The sequence below is a fragment of the Paenibacillus andongensis genome (assembly GCF_025369935.1).
Lineage (GTDB): Bacteria > Bacillota > Bacilli > Paenibacillales > NBRC-103111 > Paenibacillus_E > Paenibacillus_E andongensis.
In genome coordinates, this window is record NZ_CP104467.1 from 6,483,074 (window position 1) to 6,497,451 (window position 14,378).

The following is a 14,378-nucleotide window of genomic DNA, read 5'->3' on the forward strand; positions in this document are numbered from 1 at the left end:
GCCTAGGTTGTTGCTTTCGGCGTTAAGATCATGATCATGCTTCTTCCCTCAAGCTTTGGAGCGCGCTCTTGTGAGGAAATATCAGCTGTTTCAGTAGCTAAACGTTCAAGCACTCTACGGCCAATCTCCGAGTGCGCTATTTCGCGACCACGGAACCTGACACTGGCTTTCACTTTATCGCCTTCGCCAAGAAACTTAACGGCATTGCGAAGCTTCGTTTGGAAGTCGTGCTCATCGATCGTCGCGCTTAAGCGAATTTCTTTGATGTCCACGATCTTCTGGTTCTTGCGAGCTTCTTTTTCTTTCTTCTGTGTTTCATAACGGAATTTACCGTAATCCATAATGCGGCATACAGGCGGTTTCGCCGTTGGTGCCACATTTACCAAATCCAAATTCGCGTCAAGTGCGATTTGAAGAGCTTCGCGAATCGGCGTGATGCCGAGTTGTTCTCCGTCCGCCCCAATTAGGCGCACTTCCTTCACACGAATCTCGTCATTAATCATATGGTCTTTGCTAATAGTATTCCACCTCCAAAAAGTATGTAACGCTCTCTCCAACAATATAAAAAAAGATGCGGGCTCAGTGGCCCACATCTTCATCAATAACAGGTTCATCCAAACCTATTGTTACATTCATGATGATTCATTCAAACCAGCCAACGATGTTGGTCAGGTGAGAAGCGGGCGCTTCTGCTTTTACTTGAAATATAATATCATCTCATTCAGTGAAAGTCAACTCACTTGTTTACTTTTCATTTCATCCAGACGAATAACACGTGTATGCTCGGTATGGCTCCACTGTTTGTTGTTTTGTGTGAAGAACGCATAGAACGTAATTGGCCACCAAGAAAGCATAAATACTGGGTAAAGGATTAAATATTTATATACCTTGCCAGGAGCCTTCTCAATTAACATGGAGATAGGCAGCAGCACATAAATCGCTATGCTGACAGTGTTAAAGAAAATCGGATTGATATCGGCCAGCATAGGCGCGTCAGCCCAGCCCGGAGTCACGGACTTAATCCATAGCAGCACGGAGATAATCGCACCGAAAAAGAAGTTATATACGTTAGCGGAGTAGATAGCCGCGTCAATCTTCGTCCAGCTGGCCTCTTTGATACCCTGCCACAATAGAGGGAAGAAATATCGCTTGGCCACATCAAAATGTCCTTGCATCCAGCGTAAACGCTGTTTGGCAGATACTTTAAACGTCAGTGGCTTCTCATCATACACAATCGCCTCATAGTTGTAAGTCGGCCTGATACCGAGCTTAATGCAGCGCATGGAGAACTCCAAATCCTCAACAAGGCTGGTTGCACCCCAACCGATCTGTTTAAGCAGCTTGGATTCAAAGCACATTCCTGTGCCGCCCAAATAATTAGCAAGCCCTAAGTTTGTACGGGGCATTTGCCAGAAGCGATTTGCAAAGTAATACGAGATGGCATAGGAACCGGTAACCCAAGAATCGTTCGGGTTCTTGCTGTCTAGGTAAGCCTGAATAACTCTGGAGCCGGAACAAAGATCATTATTCATGTGTATCAAGTAGTCAGGGCTAGAAAGATTGTCGGCATCAAACATAACAACGGCGTCGTACTGACGCTCCCGCTTCCAAAGCTCTTTCAGCATCCATTCGATCGCGTAACCTTTCCCTCTCAGGTTCGGGTTATGGCGTTCCATGGCATGAACACCATGACTGCGTGCAATATCCGCTGTATTGTCTGTACAGTTATCACAAATCACGAAGATGTCATAAAGCTCTTTGGGGTAATCCAAAGCCTTCAAATTCTCGATCAATGCGCCAACGACCTGCTCCTCATTATGAGCGGCGACCAATACGGCAAACGATTTCTGGGGAGCAAATTTCTGTTTGTTTCTGGGACGGTACCATCCGAAAAAAGTTAAAAACAACTGATACGCACCAACCAAAGCCAAGCCAATTTGAAAGGTAAGCATAATCTTGTCAAGCATGAAGCAAAGTCCCCCTTTTTTTGTTTATGCACACAAGCTATCTTTTTATACGCGTATGCGCAGTTTTATGTACCATGTGAATAACCGTTCTTGATTTTCCTCTCTTTCCACTCATTTGTCAAAGTTCACAATGACGAATTTAAGCCATTTCTCTGAGATTTGAGCGGAACGCGCACAGACTATGCAGCATGTGCTTGAAATCAGATCGTTAAAGTCCTGTTTTCAACGTTTTTCATTTTATTGTGTACCAAAAGTTCACCATTTAGACGAACTAGCCGTCCCCCATGTGATACGGGGTTTATTATAATTCACCTGAGCTCCTCCTGACAACTTTTGCTCAACTGCCCTTTTATTGGATCATACGTGTTGATTGTAAGTGGGGCTGATTTGCAGATGACCTATAGACTACTTCTTCATAGCTGGTCAGCAATTGGTTAAATATGTGATCCCACGATTGACGCAGGGCAAACTCCCTGCCCGCAATGGCAAGTCTATGACGTGTTTCCTGTGATTCATACAGTCTTACGATGGCTTGTGTGAAGGCGGCTACGTCGCCAGACGGACAGAGTAATCCCGTCACTTCATGCTCAATAGTATCTTGTACCCCGCCAGCCGCAGCTCCAATCACAGCTGTCCCAGAAGCCATTGACTCCAGAACAACATTGCCGAAAGTCTCTGTCGCCGACGGAAAAAGAAACACATCTGCAGCCGCATAAAGCTCAGCTAGCTGTGTCCCTTGAACGAATCCGGTGAAGGTAACTCCCGAGGCCCCTCCATAACATTCGCGCAGCACACCGGAAGACGGTCCGTCACCAGCAATAATTAGATGACAATCATCTCTGATATCAGCCGGCAGTGCAGTAAAACTGTCAAGTGCGACCTCTACACTCTTCTCAGGAGCCAAACGACCGACATAAAGCATAACGAACTTTGCAGGATCTACACCATATGTCCCGAGTACTGACTTTCGGTCGACAATTGGCTGGAAACGTTCTGCATCGACACCGCGGCTCCAAATCTCTAAATGGCTTAACCCTTTGGCATGCAGATGCTGCAAGGTAGACTTAGAGGGCACATATACCTTCTGACAGCTTTGGTGAAACCATTGCATGTATTTCCAGAGCGTAGGCTCCACCCAAGGAATTTTATAATGACTTAAGTATTGGTCGAAATGAGTATGGTAGGACGCAACTAATGGTATTTTGTGCTTGCGAGCATGGTGCAAGCCAAATAGTCCCAAATTGAAAGGGGTTGCACAATGAATAATTGTAGGCTGAAAGGCATGGAGGGATTTGCGAATATTGAGAGGATTTGGGATAGCTAATCGACATTCGGGGTACAATAAAAAGGGAATACTGTAAAAACGTTCTACACGGAACGGATCGTTGTCTCCTTCTGTCATACTAGTAGGAGCAAAAACTTTACAAGCCACATTTTTGGATTCCAAAAACCGCGTCCATCTGCCAAGTGTCTTGGCAACTCCATTTACATCTGGCAGGAAAGTATCTGTAAATAAGGCAACTCTCAATCTCATCAGCCCCTTTTACCATTGACCTTTAATTCCCTTATTTCACATCATGGTAGCACGGGATTGTTATCGGGAGATCAGATGAGCGTTAAATTGAATTTCTTAAAATTTATTACTGCGTTAATCTTCCTTTAATAATTGACCTTTACAATTGACTTAAGAAAGCAATCCAAACAGCGAAGGAGGCTACTACTCATGAGCAGGGTCGTCCACTGGCTTCAGCATCATGAAACACGCGTATTCCACTTTGTGAATCAACGTATCCAGCACTTCTTCCTTGATCATTTCTTTAATAAAATCACACATTTAGGCGGGGCCACAGCCTCCATTGCGATATCCTTATGCTTTGCATTGTTCGGGCAGGGCTCGCTGCGTATAGCAGGTATTCAAGCACTTATTGCTTTAACCATCAGTCATATTCCAGTTGCTATTATTAAGAAGAAATATCCGAGACTACGGCCGTATCTGGTACTTCCACAAACGATTACTTACAAAAACCCGCTGACGGATCATTCCTTTCCTTCCGGGCATACAACCGCCATCTTCTCGATCATATTTCCTTTTGTTGCAGCTGTACCTGCTCTTGGACTTATCCTCATACCACTTGCATTAATCATTGGTCTATCACGTATCTACCTAGGGCTGCACTATCCTTCCGATTGTATCGTTGGATGCTTGATTGGAACGACGGCTTCTCTAGTGACAGTAGCTTTCTGGGGGTAAACGAATGAATGTCTTGCATGGTAAAAAACGGGTTCTCATTCTTTCTGAAGGCTTCGGAGCCGGACATACGCAAGCGGCTTATGCACTTGCCGTAAGTTTAGAGCAGCGTTGTTCGACCATTGAGACACGTGTTTTGGAATTAGGTTCATTCCTTCATCCGACAATAGCACCATGGATTATTCACGCTTACAAAAAGACGCTAACCGCTCAGCCCAAGCTGTACGGCCGTTTGTACCGCTCTCAATATAAAAAATCGCTCAACCGTTTGACGCAATTGGCCTTACACCGCATTTTTTATGCTCAGACAGCAGCGATTATCCAGCAGTGGGCTCCTCAAGCAATTGTCTGCACACATCCATTTCCCAGTGTTGTGGTATCTAGATTGAAAAGAGCTGGCTTAGACATCCCGTTATGTACGGTCATTACGGACTACGATGTTCATGGGACATGGGTCAGCAGAGAAGTAAATAAATATATGGTTTCGACAGAAGACGTCAAAAATAAACTCCTTGGCCGCGGAATCACAGCAGCCCAAGTCGAAATCACAGGAATTCCAGTTCATCCAAGCTTTCGTGTTGCCCACGATAAAGCGATGATTCGACAGCAATTCCAGCTGGCATCTCTGCCTACTGTACTAGTTATGGGAGGCGGCTGGGGATTAATCGGCGGCGATTCGCTCAGTGAGCACCTGATGACATGGAGAGATCGAATCCAGTTCATATTCTGCTTAGGCAATAATGAGAAAGCATTAACCAAGCTGGCTATGGACGCCCGATATCAGCATCCCAATATTCATTTACTTGGATTCACCCAAGAGATCGGCAAGTTAATGGAAGCTTCCGATTTGCTCGTTACGAAGCCTGGCGGTATGACCTGCTCGGAAGGGCTTGCGAAATCGATCCCCATGCTGTTCTATGATCCGATACCGGGTCAGGAAGAAGAGAATGTCCACTATTTTACACAGCTTGGCTTTGGCGAACCGATCCGATCTGCAGATACGATTGCGAACTGGTTATCGATGCTGGCTAGCAGATATACGGATGTAGAGGCTAAGCGCGTTTCTAATTATCATAAAAAGAAGATGTGCCTACCTTCAGCCGATTGCTCAGAGGTTATCATGCAATTGCTTGGGTGATTTGAGTAAAACAGAAAAAAGCTAATCTCCTACTACAGTTTATGCAGTGTGAGATTAGCTTTTATTATTGTATAAACCTATTCCGATTTGGCCTTATTCAACTGCTCCAGATGTGAAGCAAGCACATTTTCGCCAATAACTACTTCACAGCGATGAATGTTCATCCCTTGTCCGGCGAACTTCGTTTCGTATTCAGTCATAACATGGTCAGGATGAATCCCATCCACATGCAGGTTTAAGGAAATATTTCGCATTCTCAGTCCCATATCTGCAAAAGAATTGAGCGAGAATTCGAACAAGGATTGCGAATCCGTTTTCAAGTGGATCTCGCCGTTCGCATTTAATATTTGCTGATATTTCTCAACAAAACCAGGATGCGTTAAACGTCTACGCGCGTGCTTTTTCTTCGGCCATGGATCACTGAAATTCAAATAAACCCGCTCTAATTCACCTTCAGCAAAAGCTTCCTCAATATGCTCGATATTGAAAAGCATGAGCTTCAAATTCGGAATGCTGGGCGCTGACTCAGCCTCTTCATCCGTCTTGATTTCATGAGCAATTCTTGCTTTCTCGCTTGCTTTGCGAATCAACTCGTCATACATATCAACACCAATGAAATTAATGTTCGGATACTTCTTACTCATTTCACTAATGAAGCGCCCTTTGCCCATACCAAGCTCGGCATGAATCGGGTTGTTGTTACCAAATAACTCGGCCCATTTGCCTTTATAATCCTTGGCATTTAAAACAACGAGTTCTTTTTGGCGTTCTATATCTTCTCGAATTCCTTTTCTTCCCCGTAAACGCATCTACTTTTGCCTCCTACACGTACAAGCTATCGAATACAAATCATAGACGATTCGAGGAAAAAAATCAAAGGGAATTACACTTCAAGGGTATGATAATCAATGGTATTCGATGTAGCTGGAAACAACTTTTGATCAAGGGAACGCAGTACTTTGCGTCTTGCATCCTTCGATATGCTCGGATCTGCAGTGAATTTCACGCCACTGCTCAAAGCGAATGCTTCTTTGATGGTAAGCTCAACGGATATCGTATCGGTAGAAAGGGACATTTTAACCAACTCATTCACCTGCTTTCCTATTGCTTCATTAATGATAGCTTTCGTTATGATGAAGTTCTTTATGAATGGCAGATCATTCTAGCCACAAAGAAAAACGCCCCCCAACTTGGAAGGCGCATTTAGATCATATTTATTTATCTAGCTTCATCTCTTCGTTTGTCTTTACCTCTTAGGCCTGTTAAGCCTAAAAGACCTAAGAGACCAAGCCAGCCCCAATTCGTACGATTACCGTCTGTTGTTGTAGTCGCATAAGTTCGATAAGATGAAGTATCATAATTCCCAGTGTGTGTACCGGGTGTACCCTTAATACTCATTCGATCCATCATATTGTTGCTATATTGATTGATGTGACCAATAACACCAGTACCTGTTCCAGTACCGGAATAGGAACCTGTGCCAGTACCGTATCCCGTATAGGGCCCAGTTGTGCCAGTTGTACCAGTTGTACCTGTTGTGCTAGTTGTACCCGTTATACCCGTTGTAGCATCGTAATTACTTCCTGTATATCCCGATGTTGTCGTAGTTCCTGTCCCCATAGTTCCTGGTGTTGCACTTGGCGTTGTCCCCATTACTGTGTTAGCCATTGCACTGGTTGCCCCAAAGCTTAATGCTGTTGTCAAAGCTACCGCCAAAGTAATTGTACGAAACTTTTTCACTTGTTTCAAATCCCCTTTCGGCATGTAATAGTTATGCAAAGTTATCATGCTCCGAATAGCTCCCTTTTAACGGGGAACTTCTTGGAAAGGCAGGGGTCGCTTTCATGCTACAATTTCGCTACAATTAGATAGAAAGAAAGGAGCAACCATATGTCTACAATTATTCAGGAGTCGCCTCAATTATGGGGAGACAAACGTTTCCATACATGGAATTATGAAATGCGTGAAGCTTTTGGCGGGAAGGTTTTTAAAGTCATGTTGGATGCAGGCTTTACTTGTCCCAATCGCGATGGCAGTATCGCAACCGGGGGGTGCACATTTTGCAGCGCGCGGGGGTCAGGTGATTTCGCTGGAAGCCGCCGTGATGATTTGGTTACCCAATTTAATAAGATTCGTGATCTCCAGCATCAGAAATGGCCGGAAGCCAAATATATCGGCTACTTTCAGGCCTACACCAATACGTATGCACCCGTCCAGGAGCTGCGGGAATATTATGAAGTTATTTTAAAGCAGCCAGGCGTTGTGGGCTTATCCATTGCGACCAGACCGGATTGTCTACCGGATGATGTTATTGAATACTTGGCAGAGTTGAATGAACGTACCTATCTATGGGTCGAAATGGGCCTTCAAACTGTACACGAATCAACCTCTGAACTCATCAATCGGGCTCATGATACGCAATGCTATCTGGATGCGGTTGCCAAGCTTCGAAAGCATAATATCCGTACCTGTGCACACATTATATATGGTTTACCAGGGGAGACCCACGAAATGATGCTGGACACCGGACGAGCCGTCGCTCAAATGGATGTTCAGGGCATTAAAATCCACTTGCTTCATTTAATGCGTAAAACACCTATGGTGAAACAATACGAAGCTGGCTTGCTTCAGTTTCTGGAAAAAGACGAATATGTGAAGCTTATCGTAGATACACTCGAATTTCTGCCACCGGAAATGATTGTCCATCGCCTTACTGGAGACGCTCCCCGTGATCTATTGATTGGTCCGATGTGGAGCCTCAAAAAGTGGGAAGTATTGAATGCTTTTGATAGCCTTTTAAAAGAAAGAAATACTTGGCAGGGTAAGCTTTGGAAGGGGAAAGCTGACTAAGGAAAAGTCAAAAGAAAAGATAACAAAATAAATAAAAAATATACAACTAAAACCAAAATAGATAATGATCCGTTTCCTTTTATATAGGTAGAATGACTAAAGGAGATGGATCATTATGATGATGAAACGGGCGCAAGCAGCTATTGTTGGGATGATGCTAGTTGTTGCTGGATGTGGAGGAGAGCCGGCGTCGGTTGCTGTGACGCCAAGTACTGTGGCGCCGCCTTCGTCACCGACGGCGGCAGTAAGTGCGCCGCCGGTTGCTGCGGCGACAGCAACACCCGCAGCCGCTACGGTGCAGCCGACGGCAAGCAGCACTCCGCAGCCGAGCGCAGCGGCGACAGCGAAACCGACTGCTGCAGCGGCTACGCCAGCAGTGAAAGAGACGGCTGCGGCGAAGCCGGCCGTGAAAGAGACGGCTGCGCCAGCGCCTGCCAGCGCGGCGCCATCCCCATCCGCCAAGCCTGCGGATGGCGGGACCAGCACCGCAGCGCAGGCGCAGGTGCTGTACAAGGACAACTGCATGTCCTGCCACGGGGCAGGGCTTGCAGGCGACTTCGGACCGAACCTGACGAAGGTCGGTTCGCGCAAAACCAAGGATGAGATCATAGCGCAAATTCTGGGAGGTAAAGGCGATATGCCACCTTTCAAAAGCGCATTGAAATCCGAAGAAATCGAAGTGCTGGCTGCATGGCTAGCAGACAAAAAATGATCGTATAAGCAGCATGGAGGGCTTTCATCGCATGGGTTTTGTTTCGGTACTAAGTTTTGCTCATCAATTAATTAATCAGCGGGCTCAGCCGGGCGATACGGTCGTCGATGCGACCCTTGGCAACGGCGTGGATGCCTTATTCTTAGCGAAGCTAGTGGGCACCCGCGGCAGCGTGTACGGCTTCGATATCCAGCAGCAAGCGCTGGATCAAACAAAGATGCGTCTGGAGAAAGAACTTCCAGACGCATCTTCTTGTGTACACATGAGCCTATGCAGCCATGCGCTCATGGAGGCGGCAGTGCCGCAAGACCGTCACGGGAAGGTCGCCGCGGTCACGTTCAATCTCGGCTATCTGCCCGGTGCCGATCCGGCAACCATTACGAAGCAGGAATCCACGATTCCTGCTCTCGAAGCTGCCCTCCGCCTGCTCCGCAAAGGCGGTATCGTGACCATCGTGCTCTACAGCGGACACGATGGAGGCTCGGAAGAAGCTGCGGCCGTCGAAAGCTGGGCCCAGCGCCTTCCCCTCGCAGCCGTTCAGGTGCTGCGTTACCAATTCATGAATACCAGCCAGCATGCTCCCTATCTCTTAGCTCTAGAAAAAAGATAGACGCATGATATAATGCTAGAGAGTGCAATAGCATCTCTTTTGTAGGAGAGTAGGAGAAATTAGAGAAGAAAGTAGGGATAGTTTGTGAAATCATACCCGCTTCAATTTCAACCTGAAATGAAAGAACGTGTCTGGGGTGGAAGAGCCCTAGAAAAGTTTGGTTTTCAACTTCCAGAAGGCGCTATTGGCGAAGGCTGGATGATTGGCGATCACCCAAATGGAACAACGAAGGTGATTAATGGCGAATTAGCAGGCCTTGGTCTAGACGAAATTCGCGAGAAGTACGGCAAAACATTATTCGGTACAAAAGGATTTTCCGAGAAAAACGGCCGCTTCCCTCTACTCATCAAGTTATTGGATTGCGAAGACGACCTTTCCGTACAAGTACATCCAAACGATCATTACAAGAATTTGGCTGCCGGCGAGCTAGGCAAAACAGAGATGTGGTACATCCTTGATGCTAAGCCCGGCGCCAAAATTATATATGGCATGCAAGAAGGCGTTACACGTGAAAGCTTAGCTCAAGCAATCGCAGAGAACCGTATTTTGGATTGTTTGCAGGAAGTGCCTGTTGAAGCCGGTGATTCCTTCTACATCCCAGCAGGAACGGTCCATGCCCTCGGCGCAGGTGTTCTAGTTGCCGAGATTCAGCAAAATTCCGATACGACCTATCGTTTGTACGATTATAATCGTCCGGGACTCGACGGTAAACCTCGTGATCTTCATATTGAAGATTCACTCAATGTTATCGCGTATGAAGGCTCCGGCTCCACACGAATGAAAACAGATTTAAATGAAGCCGGTACTTGGTTAACGCTCGCCGAATCGCCTTTCTTCACCGTGGAAAAAGGCCTTGTAGGACCGAAATGGGAGCTAAGCACCTCCCCTGAAAGTTTCGTCATCCTTGTTATTGCAGACGGTAACGGAACCCTCCAGTGGGCCGATGGCAGCATCACCACGAAGCCAGGCGACTGCTTCCTGCTTCCTGCCAATCTTGGCAGCTATGCACTAGAAGGCAGCATGACGGTTATTCGCAGCTACTTGCCATAATTGATGTTCGGCGAAGAACGTCCCACTCATCATTTGATGGATAAGGGGCGTTTTTTTGTTATGCCTAGGATGAATATGTCCAAAAAGGCTCTCCACCAATCATCCTCTAAGATGATTGTGGAGAGCCTTATCTATTCCCAGCTATTATTCTTCGGATAAGCTGCTCTCTTTTAAAATAACGTCGTGCGCTCCGCCTTCAACAAGGCTAGTTGCGGATACGAGCGCAATTCTCGCTTTGTTTTTCAGCTCGTCCAAGCTTAATGATCCACAGTTGCACATGGTGGACTTTATTTTGCCAAGTGTCTTGTCCAAGTTCTCCTGCAGGCCTCCAGCATATGGAACATACGAGTCGACGCCTTCCTCAAACAAGAGCTTATTTTTGCCGCCCGTATCATAACGCTGCCAGTTGCGGGCACGATTGGAGCCTTCTCCCCAGTATTCTTTCACGAAGTTGTTGCCAACTTTCAGCTTTCTGGTCGGGCTCTCATCGAACCGTGCGAAATATCTACCCAGCATGACGAAATCAGCGCCCATGGCTAAGGCTAATGTAATATGGTAGTCATGTACGATACCACCATCGGAACAGATTGGAATGTAGATACCTGTATCTTTGAAGTATTGGTCTCTGGCTTCAACAACCTCCATGAGGGAAGAGGCTTGTCCGCGACCAATCCCTTTTTGCTCCCGAGTGATACAGATAGATCCGCCGCCGATGCCGACTTTAATGAAATCCGCTCCTGATTCCACAAGATAAAGGAACCCTTCACGGTCTACAACGTTACCTGCACCGATCTTCACATTGAAATTCTCTTTCACATACTGAACCGTTTCCCGCTGCCATTCACTGTAACCGTCCGAGGAATCGATGACCAGAATGTCTACTCCCGCTTCAACAAGTGCAGGCACTCTCTCTTTGTAGTCCTTCGTATTAATCCCCGCACCAACAATATAGCTTTTGTTAGCGTCAAGCAGTTCCATCGGATTTTCTTTATGCTCATCATAATCCTTGCGGAAAACGAGAGTGTCGAGCTTCTGATGCTCATCCACAATGGGTAAACAATTCAGCTTGTGATCCCAGATTAAATTGTTTGCCTCTGACAAAGTAATTCCTGATTTGCCGTAAATCAGTTTATCAAAAGGCGTCATAAATTGATGGATTTGGCGATCCAGAGGGTCACGACTTGTCCGGTAATCACGCCCCGTTACGATACCAAGCAATTTTCCGTTCGCTGTACCATCATCTGTAATGGCAACCGTAGAATGACCTGTTTCTTCTTTCAGCGCCAATACATCACTAAGTGTGTGCTGGGGAGTTAAATTGGAGCGGCTAACGACAAATCCTGCCTTATATCCTTTTACTTTACGCACCATAAGTGCTTCTTCTTCAATCGATTGCGAGCCAAAAATAAACGAAATCCCGCCACTCCGCGCCAAAGCAATCGCCATTCCATCATCGGATACGGCCTGCATGACAGCAGATGAAAACGGGATATTGAGCGAGATTGCAGGCTCCTCGCCTTTTTTGAATTTAACTAACGGTGTCTTAAGCTTCACATTCGCCGGTGTACATTCCTTCGTTGTAAGATTAGGAATCAACAAAAACTCACTAAACGTACGGGATGGTTCTAAGTAATACGTAGCCACTTTACGATTTCCTCCTAATATAGGGATCTTTGGGCGTAGCTCAAAGTCTCTCCGCTTTGGGATCTTTGAGCGTAGCTCAAAGTCTCTCCGCTTTTGATCCATAGGTAAATTTTTTCAATCTTATCACTGAACCTTACCTGTGGTCAATGGATTTTTCAGGGAAATCTTTCGATGGGATGTAAAAAGGTTCAAGCAGCTGCTTCTGGCTTGCCGTTGTCTACTGTTGCAAAAAAGCAAACTCGATTAGCACTTAGTACCTTCACAGGCTAAGTTAAAAAGCCCCACTCCCTCATGGCACGGGGAGTGAGGCTTCGATTATACGGCTGCCACTTGCTGCAGCGGCATGGTGTAGTAGCTGGCCGGCTGCTGCGCGTCCGGCGGGAAGTGCACAACAAGCAGCTCTTTGCTGCTTTCGTCGATCTCTCCGCTCTGCAGATACGTCTGCAAAGCGAAAGGCAGCACCTCAAGCATCGCGTGCTTGTGGAGATCTTTTTCATTGATGCGGAGGCTCTGGAAGTCGCCGCTCACGAGCTCAGGCTGCTCAGCCAGCAGCCTGAGGTATGCGTTCTGCTCGGACTTCTCCAAGGTGAAGTCCCACCAGATTTTACGCGGCTTATATTTATGGCCCAGGAAATAATCCAGTTTCATCAAGCCGAGGACTACGTGCATGTTCTTCGTCTCACGATACATCAGGAAGTCGCGCAAGCGGGTAAACAGATCTTCGAGCTGATGCCCAATCTTCTGCCAACCGCGGCCTTCCCAGAAGTCGCCGAACTCTTGAAAGAAATCAAACGCAGAGGAGAATTCTTTGGCGATTAAATATTTGACCGTATGATCCATGCGGTGAGCGTTCCAATATTTCTCCAGAACATCCTCCACCCGTTTGATGCGAATCAAGTCAGTGAACGGTAGTATGTCGTTGCCGAGAATCTCATACGGCGCATGGTCCATGTAGACATAGCCGTATTTATGCGCGTCATTGCGCATACCGGTGCCCCGCAGCATTTTCAGGAATCCGAGCTGAAGCTCTTCTGGTCCTAGTTCAAAGACATCGTTAAACGTCTTGCGGAACGAATTATAATCCTCTTCCGGCAGGCCGGCAATAAGATCGAGATGCTGATCGATTTTCAAGCTATTTTTCACCTTAGATACCGTACGGCTCAGCTTGAAGAAGTTCTGCCTGCGCTGCACCAAATCGTTGGTTGTGTCATTCGTAGATTGAACACCGATCTCAAAGCGGAATGTACCCGGAGGGGCATTCTCCGCCAGATAATCGAGTACTTCTGGACGCATAATGTCCGCAGTAATCTCAAACTGGAACACGGTGCCGCGATGATTCGCAATGAGGAATTCAAAGATTTCCATCGCATAATCACGCTTAATATTAAACGTCCGATCCACGAATTTGATTAGCTTCGCACCGGAGTCGATTAAGTACAGCAGGTCAGACTTGGTACGTTCCATATCAAAATACCGCACACCGACCTCAATACTCGACAAGCAGAATTGGCAGGAGAAAGGGCAGCCTCGGCTCGTTTCGAAGTAAACAACACGATTGGCCAGACTCGGCACATCCTCTGCAAAACGGTGCGGAGACGGGATATCGTCCAGCTTCAGCTTAGGTCTGCCTGGCATCAGTACGACTTCCTCGCCTTTGCGATAAGCCAGTCCGTAAACAAAATGATATTTGCGAGTCGTCGAAATTTCCGTCAGCAGTTGGTGGAACGTCTCTTCGCCCTCACCCATGACAATGAAATCAACCTCTGGAATGCGATTCATCCAGTACTCAGTATCATAAGAGACTTCGGGACCTCCAAGCATGATCAGGAGATCTGGCCGAATCTTTTTGATCATTTTAATAATCGTTATCGTTTCTTCAATGTTCCAAATATAACAAGAAAAACCCAGTACATCCGGGGCCTTTTGGTAAATGTCCGAAACGACGTTCATGACAGGGTCCTTGATCGTATATTCTGTAATTTCAACGTCAAAATCCTTCTCGCAGAACGCTTTTAGATAGCGTAAAGCCAAGGAGGTATGAATGAATTTGGCATTAAGTGTGGATACAAGTACTTTCATTATCAAAAAACCTCGTTCTGTTCTCGTTTATCGTTCAATCTAATTCTACACGAAAACCGAGGAAATACAAAGGTAAGCCC

14 protein-coding genes are annotated in these 14,378 nt (G+C 46.4%); 6 read left to right on the forward strand and 8 right to left on the reverse strand.

Annotated features, from left to right (window positions below; translation table 11 throughout):
* Nucleotides 1–2 precede the first annotated feature (2 nt).
* The 3 genes from infC to NYR53_RS28910 form a co-directional block, all read right to left on the reverse strand.
* Nucleotides 3–503 carry a translation initiation factor IF-3 gene (infC, locus tag NYR53_RS28900; protein WP_141224956.1) on the reverse strand — a complete coding sequence of 167 codons (501 nt, stop codon included), beginning with the start codon at nucleotides 501–503 and terminating at the stop codon, nucleotides 3–5.
* Nucleotides 504–731: 228 nt separating this feature from the next.
* Nucleotides 732–1,967 (reverse strand): glycosyltransferase family 2 protein, encoded by a 1,236-nt coding sequence (locus NYR53_RS28905; RefSeq protein WP_261302510.1) that lies wholly within the window; start codon nucleotides 1,965–1,967, stop codon nucleotides 732–734.
* A 349-nt stretch (nucleotides 1,968–2,316) separates the two neighbouring features.
* Nucleotides 2,317–3,501 carry a glycosyltransferase family 4 protein gene (locus NYR53_RS28910; RefSeq protein WP_437180105.1) on the reverse strand — a complete coding sequence of 395 codons (1,185 nt, stop codon included), beginning with the start codon at nucleotides 3,499–3,501 and terminating at the stop codon, nucleotides 2,317–2,319.
* A gap of 189 nt (nucleotides 3,502–3,690) precedes the next feature.
* Between NYR53_RS28910 and NYR53_RS28915 the strand changes: the two genes are divergently transcribed.
* Both NYR53_RS28915 and NYR53_RS28920 read left to right on the forward strand, forming a co-directional pair.
* Entirely contained in the window at nucleotides 3,691–4,218 is a 528-nt protein-coding gene (locus tag NYR53_RS28915) for a phosphatase PAP2 family protein (protein WP_261302512.1), read from the forward strand.
* A gap of 4 nt (nucleotides 4,219–4,222) precedes the next feature.
* Nucleotides 4,223–5,353, forward strand: coding sequence for an MGDG synthase family glycosyltransferase (locus NYR53_RS28920; RefSeq protein WP_261302513.1), 1,131 nt, complete (start codon nucleotides 4,223–4,225; stop codon nucleotides 5,351–5,353).
* Nucleotides 5,354–5,430: 77 nt separating this feature from the next.
* Here NYR53_RS28920 and trmB read toward each other — a convergent pair whose 3' ends face one another.
* The 3 genes from trmB to NYR53_RS28935 form a co-directional block, all read right to left on the reverse strand.
* A complete protein-coding gene (gene trmB, locus NYR53_RS28925; protein ID WP_261302514.1) occupies nucleotides 5,431–6,162 on the reverse strand; it encodes a tRNA (guanosine(46)-N7)-methyltransferase TrmB in 732 nt (243 codons plus the stop codon).
* 74 nt (nucleotides 6,163–6,236) lie between these two features.
* Nucleotides 6,237–6,437 carry a hypothetical protein gene (locus NYR53_RS28930; protein WP_437180106.1) on the reverse strand — a complete coding sequence of 67 codons (201 nt, stop codon included), beginning with the start codon at nucleotides 6,435–6,437 and terminating at the stop codon, nucleotides 6,237–6,239.
* Nucleotides 6,438–6,571: 134 nt separating this feature from the next.
* Nucleotides 6,572–7,141: a WGxxGxxG-CTERM domain-containing protein gene (locus tag NYR53_RS28935; RefSeq protein WP_261302515.1), complete on the reverse strand. Its 570-nt coding sequence runs from the start codon at nucleotides 7,139–7,141 to the stop codon at nucleotides 6,572–6,574.
* Nucleotides 7,142–7,243: 102 nt separating this feature from the next.
* Between NYR53_RS28935 and mnmL the strand changes: the two genes are divergently transcribed.
* The 4 genes from mnmL to NYR53_RS28955 all read left to right on the forward strand — a co-directional run bounded on the left by mnmL (nucleotide 7,244) and on the right by NYR53_RS28955 (nucleotide 10,575).
* On the forward strand, nucleotides 7,244–8,203 hold the full coding sequence (mnmL, locus tag NYR53_RS28940) for a tRNA modification radical SAM protein MnmL/YtqA (protein ID WP_261302516.1): 960 nt from the start codon (nucleotides 7,244–7,246) through the stop codon (nucleotides 8,201–8,203).
* Between the two features lie 115 nt (nucleotides 8,204–8,318).
* Nucleotides 8,319–8,915, forward strand: coding sequence for a c-type cytochrome (locus NYR53_RS28945; protein WP_261302517.1), 597 nt, complete (start codon nucleotides 8,319–8,321; stop codon nucleotides 8,913–8,915).
* Nucleotides 8,916–8,946: 31 nt separating this feature from the next.
* Nucleotides 8,947–9,525: a tRNA 5-(aminomethyl)-2-thiouridylate-methyltransferase MnmM gene (gene mnmM, locus NYR53_RS28950; RefSeq protein ID WP_261302518.1), complete on the forward strand. Its 579-nt coding sequence runs from the start codon at nucleotides 8,947–8,949 to the stop codon at nucleotides 9,523–9,525.
* Between the two features lie 84 nt (nucleotides 9,526–9,609).
* Nucleotides 9,610–10,575 carry a type I phosphomannose isomerase catalytic subunit gene (locus tag NYR53_RS28955; RefSeq protein WP_261302519.1) on the forward strand — a complete coding sequence of 322 codons (966 nt, stop codon included), beginning with the start codon at nucleotides 9,610–9,612 and terminating at the stop codon, nucleotides 10,573–10,575.
* A gap of 144 nt (nucleotides 10,576–10,719) precedes the next feature.
* Here NYR53_RS28955 and NYR53_RS28960 read toward each other — a convergent pair whose 3' ends face one another.
* Both NYR53_RS28960 and NYR53_RS28965 read right to left on the reverse strand, forming a co-directional pair.
* On the reverse strand, nucleotides 10,720–12,219 hold the full coding sequence (locus NYR53_RS28960) for an IMP dehydrogenase (RefSeq protein WP_261302520.1): 1,500 nt from the start codon (nucleotides 12,217–12,219) through the stop codon (nucleotides 10,720–10,722).
* Nucleotides 12,220–12,534: 315 nt separating this feature from the next.
* The gene (locus NYR53_RS28965; protein WP_261302521.1) at nucleotides 12,535–14,298 is read right to left on the reverse strand and encodes a B12-binding domain-containing radical SAM protein; all 1,764 of its coding nucleotides are present in this window, start codon (nucleotides 14,296–14,298) and stop codon (nucleotides 12,535–12,537) included.
* Nucleotides 14,299–14,378 lie beyond the last annotated feature (80 nt).

What these genes read in the sequence shown, in the direction of transcription:
- NYR53_RS28945 (WP_261302517.1), top strand. Translation starts at nt 8,319, where the DNA reads ATGATGATGAAACGGGCGCAAGCAGCTATTGTTGGGATGATGCTAGTT.
- mnmL (WP_261302516.1), top strand. Translation starts at nt 7,244, where the DNA reads ATGTCTACAATTATTCAGGAGTCGCCTCAATTATGGGGAGACAAACGT.
- trmB (WP_261302514.1), bottom strand. Translation starts at nt 6,162, where the DNA reads ATGCGTTTACGGGGAAGAAAAGGAATTCGAGAAGATATAGAACGCCAA.
- NYR53_RS28935 (WP_261302515.1), bottom strand. Translation starts at nt 7,141, where the DNA reads ATGATAACTTTGCATAACTATTACATGCCGAAAGGGGATTTGAAACAA.
- NYR53_RS28965 (WP_261302521.1), bottom strand. Translation starts at nt 14,298, where the DNA reads ATGAAAGTACTTGTATCCACACTTAATGCCAAATTCATTCATACCTCC.
- infC (WP_141224956.1), bottom strand. Translation starts at nt 503, where the DNA reads ATGATTAATGACGAGATTCGTGTGAAGGAAGTGCGCCTAATTGGGGCG.
- NYR53_RS28920 (WP_261302513.1), top strand. Translation starts at nt 4,223, where the DNA reads ATGAATGTCTTGCATGGTAAAAAACGGGTTCTCATTCTTTCTGAAGGC.
- NYR53_RS28915 (WP_261302512.1), top strand. Translation starts at nt 3,691, where the DNA reads ATGAGCAGGGTCGTCCACTGGCTTCAGCATCATGAAACACGCGTATTC.
- NYR53_RS28905 (WP_261302510.1), bottom strand. Translation starts at nt 1,967, where the DNA reads ATGCTTGACAAGATTATGCTTACCTTTCAAATTGGCTTGGCTTTGGTT.
- NYR53_RS28910 (WP_437180105.1), bottom strand. Translation starts at nt 3,501, where the DNA reads ATGAGATTGAGAGTTGCCTTATTTACAGATACTTTCCTGCCAGATGTA.
- mnmM (WP_261302518.1), top strand. Translation starts at nt 8,947, where the DNA reads ATGGGTTTTGTTTCGGTACTAAGTTTTGCTCATCAATTAATTAATCAG.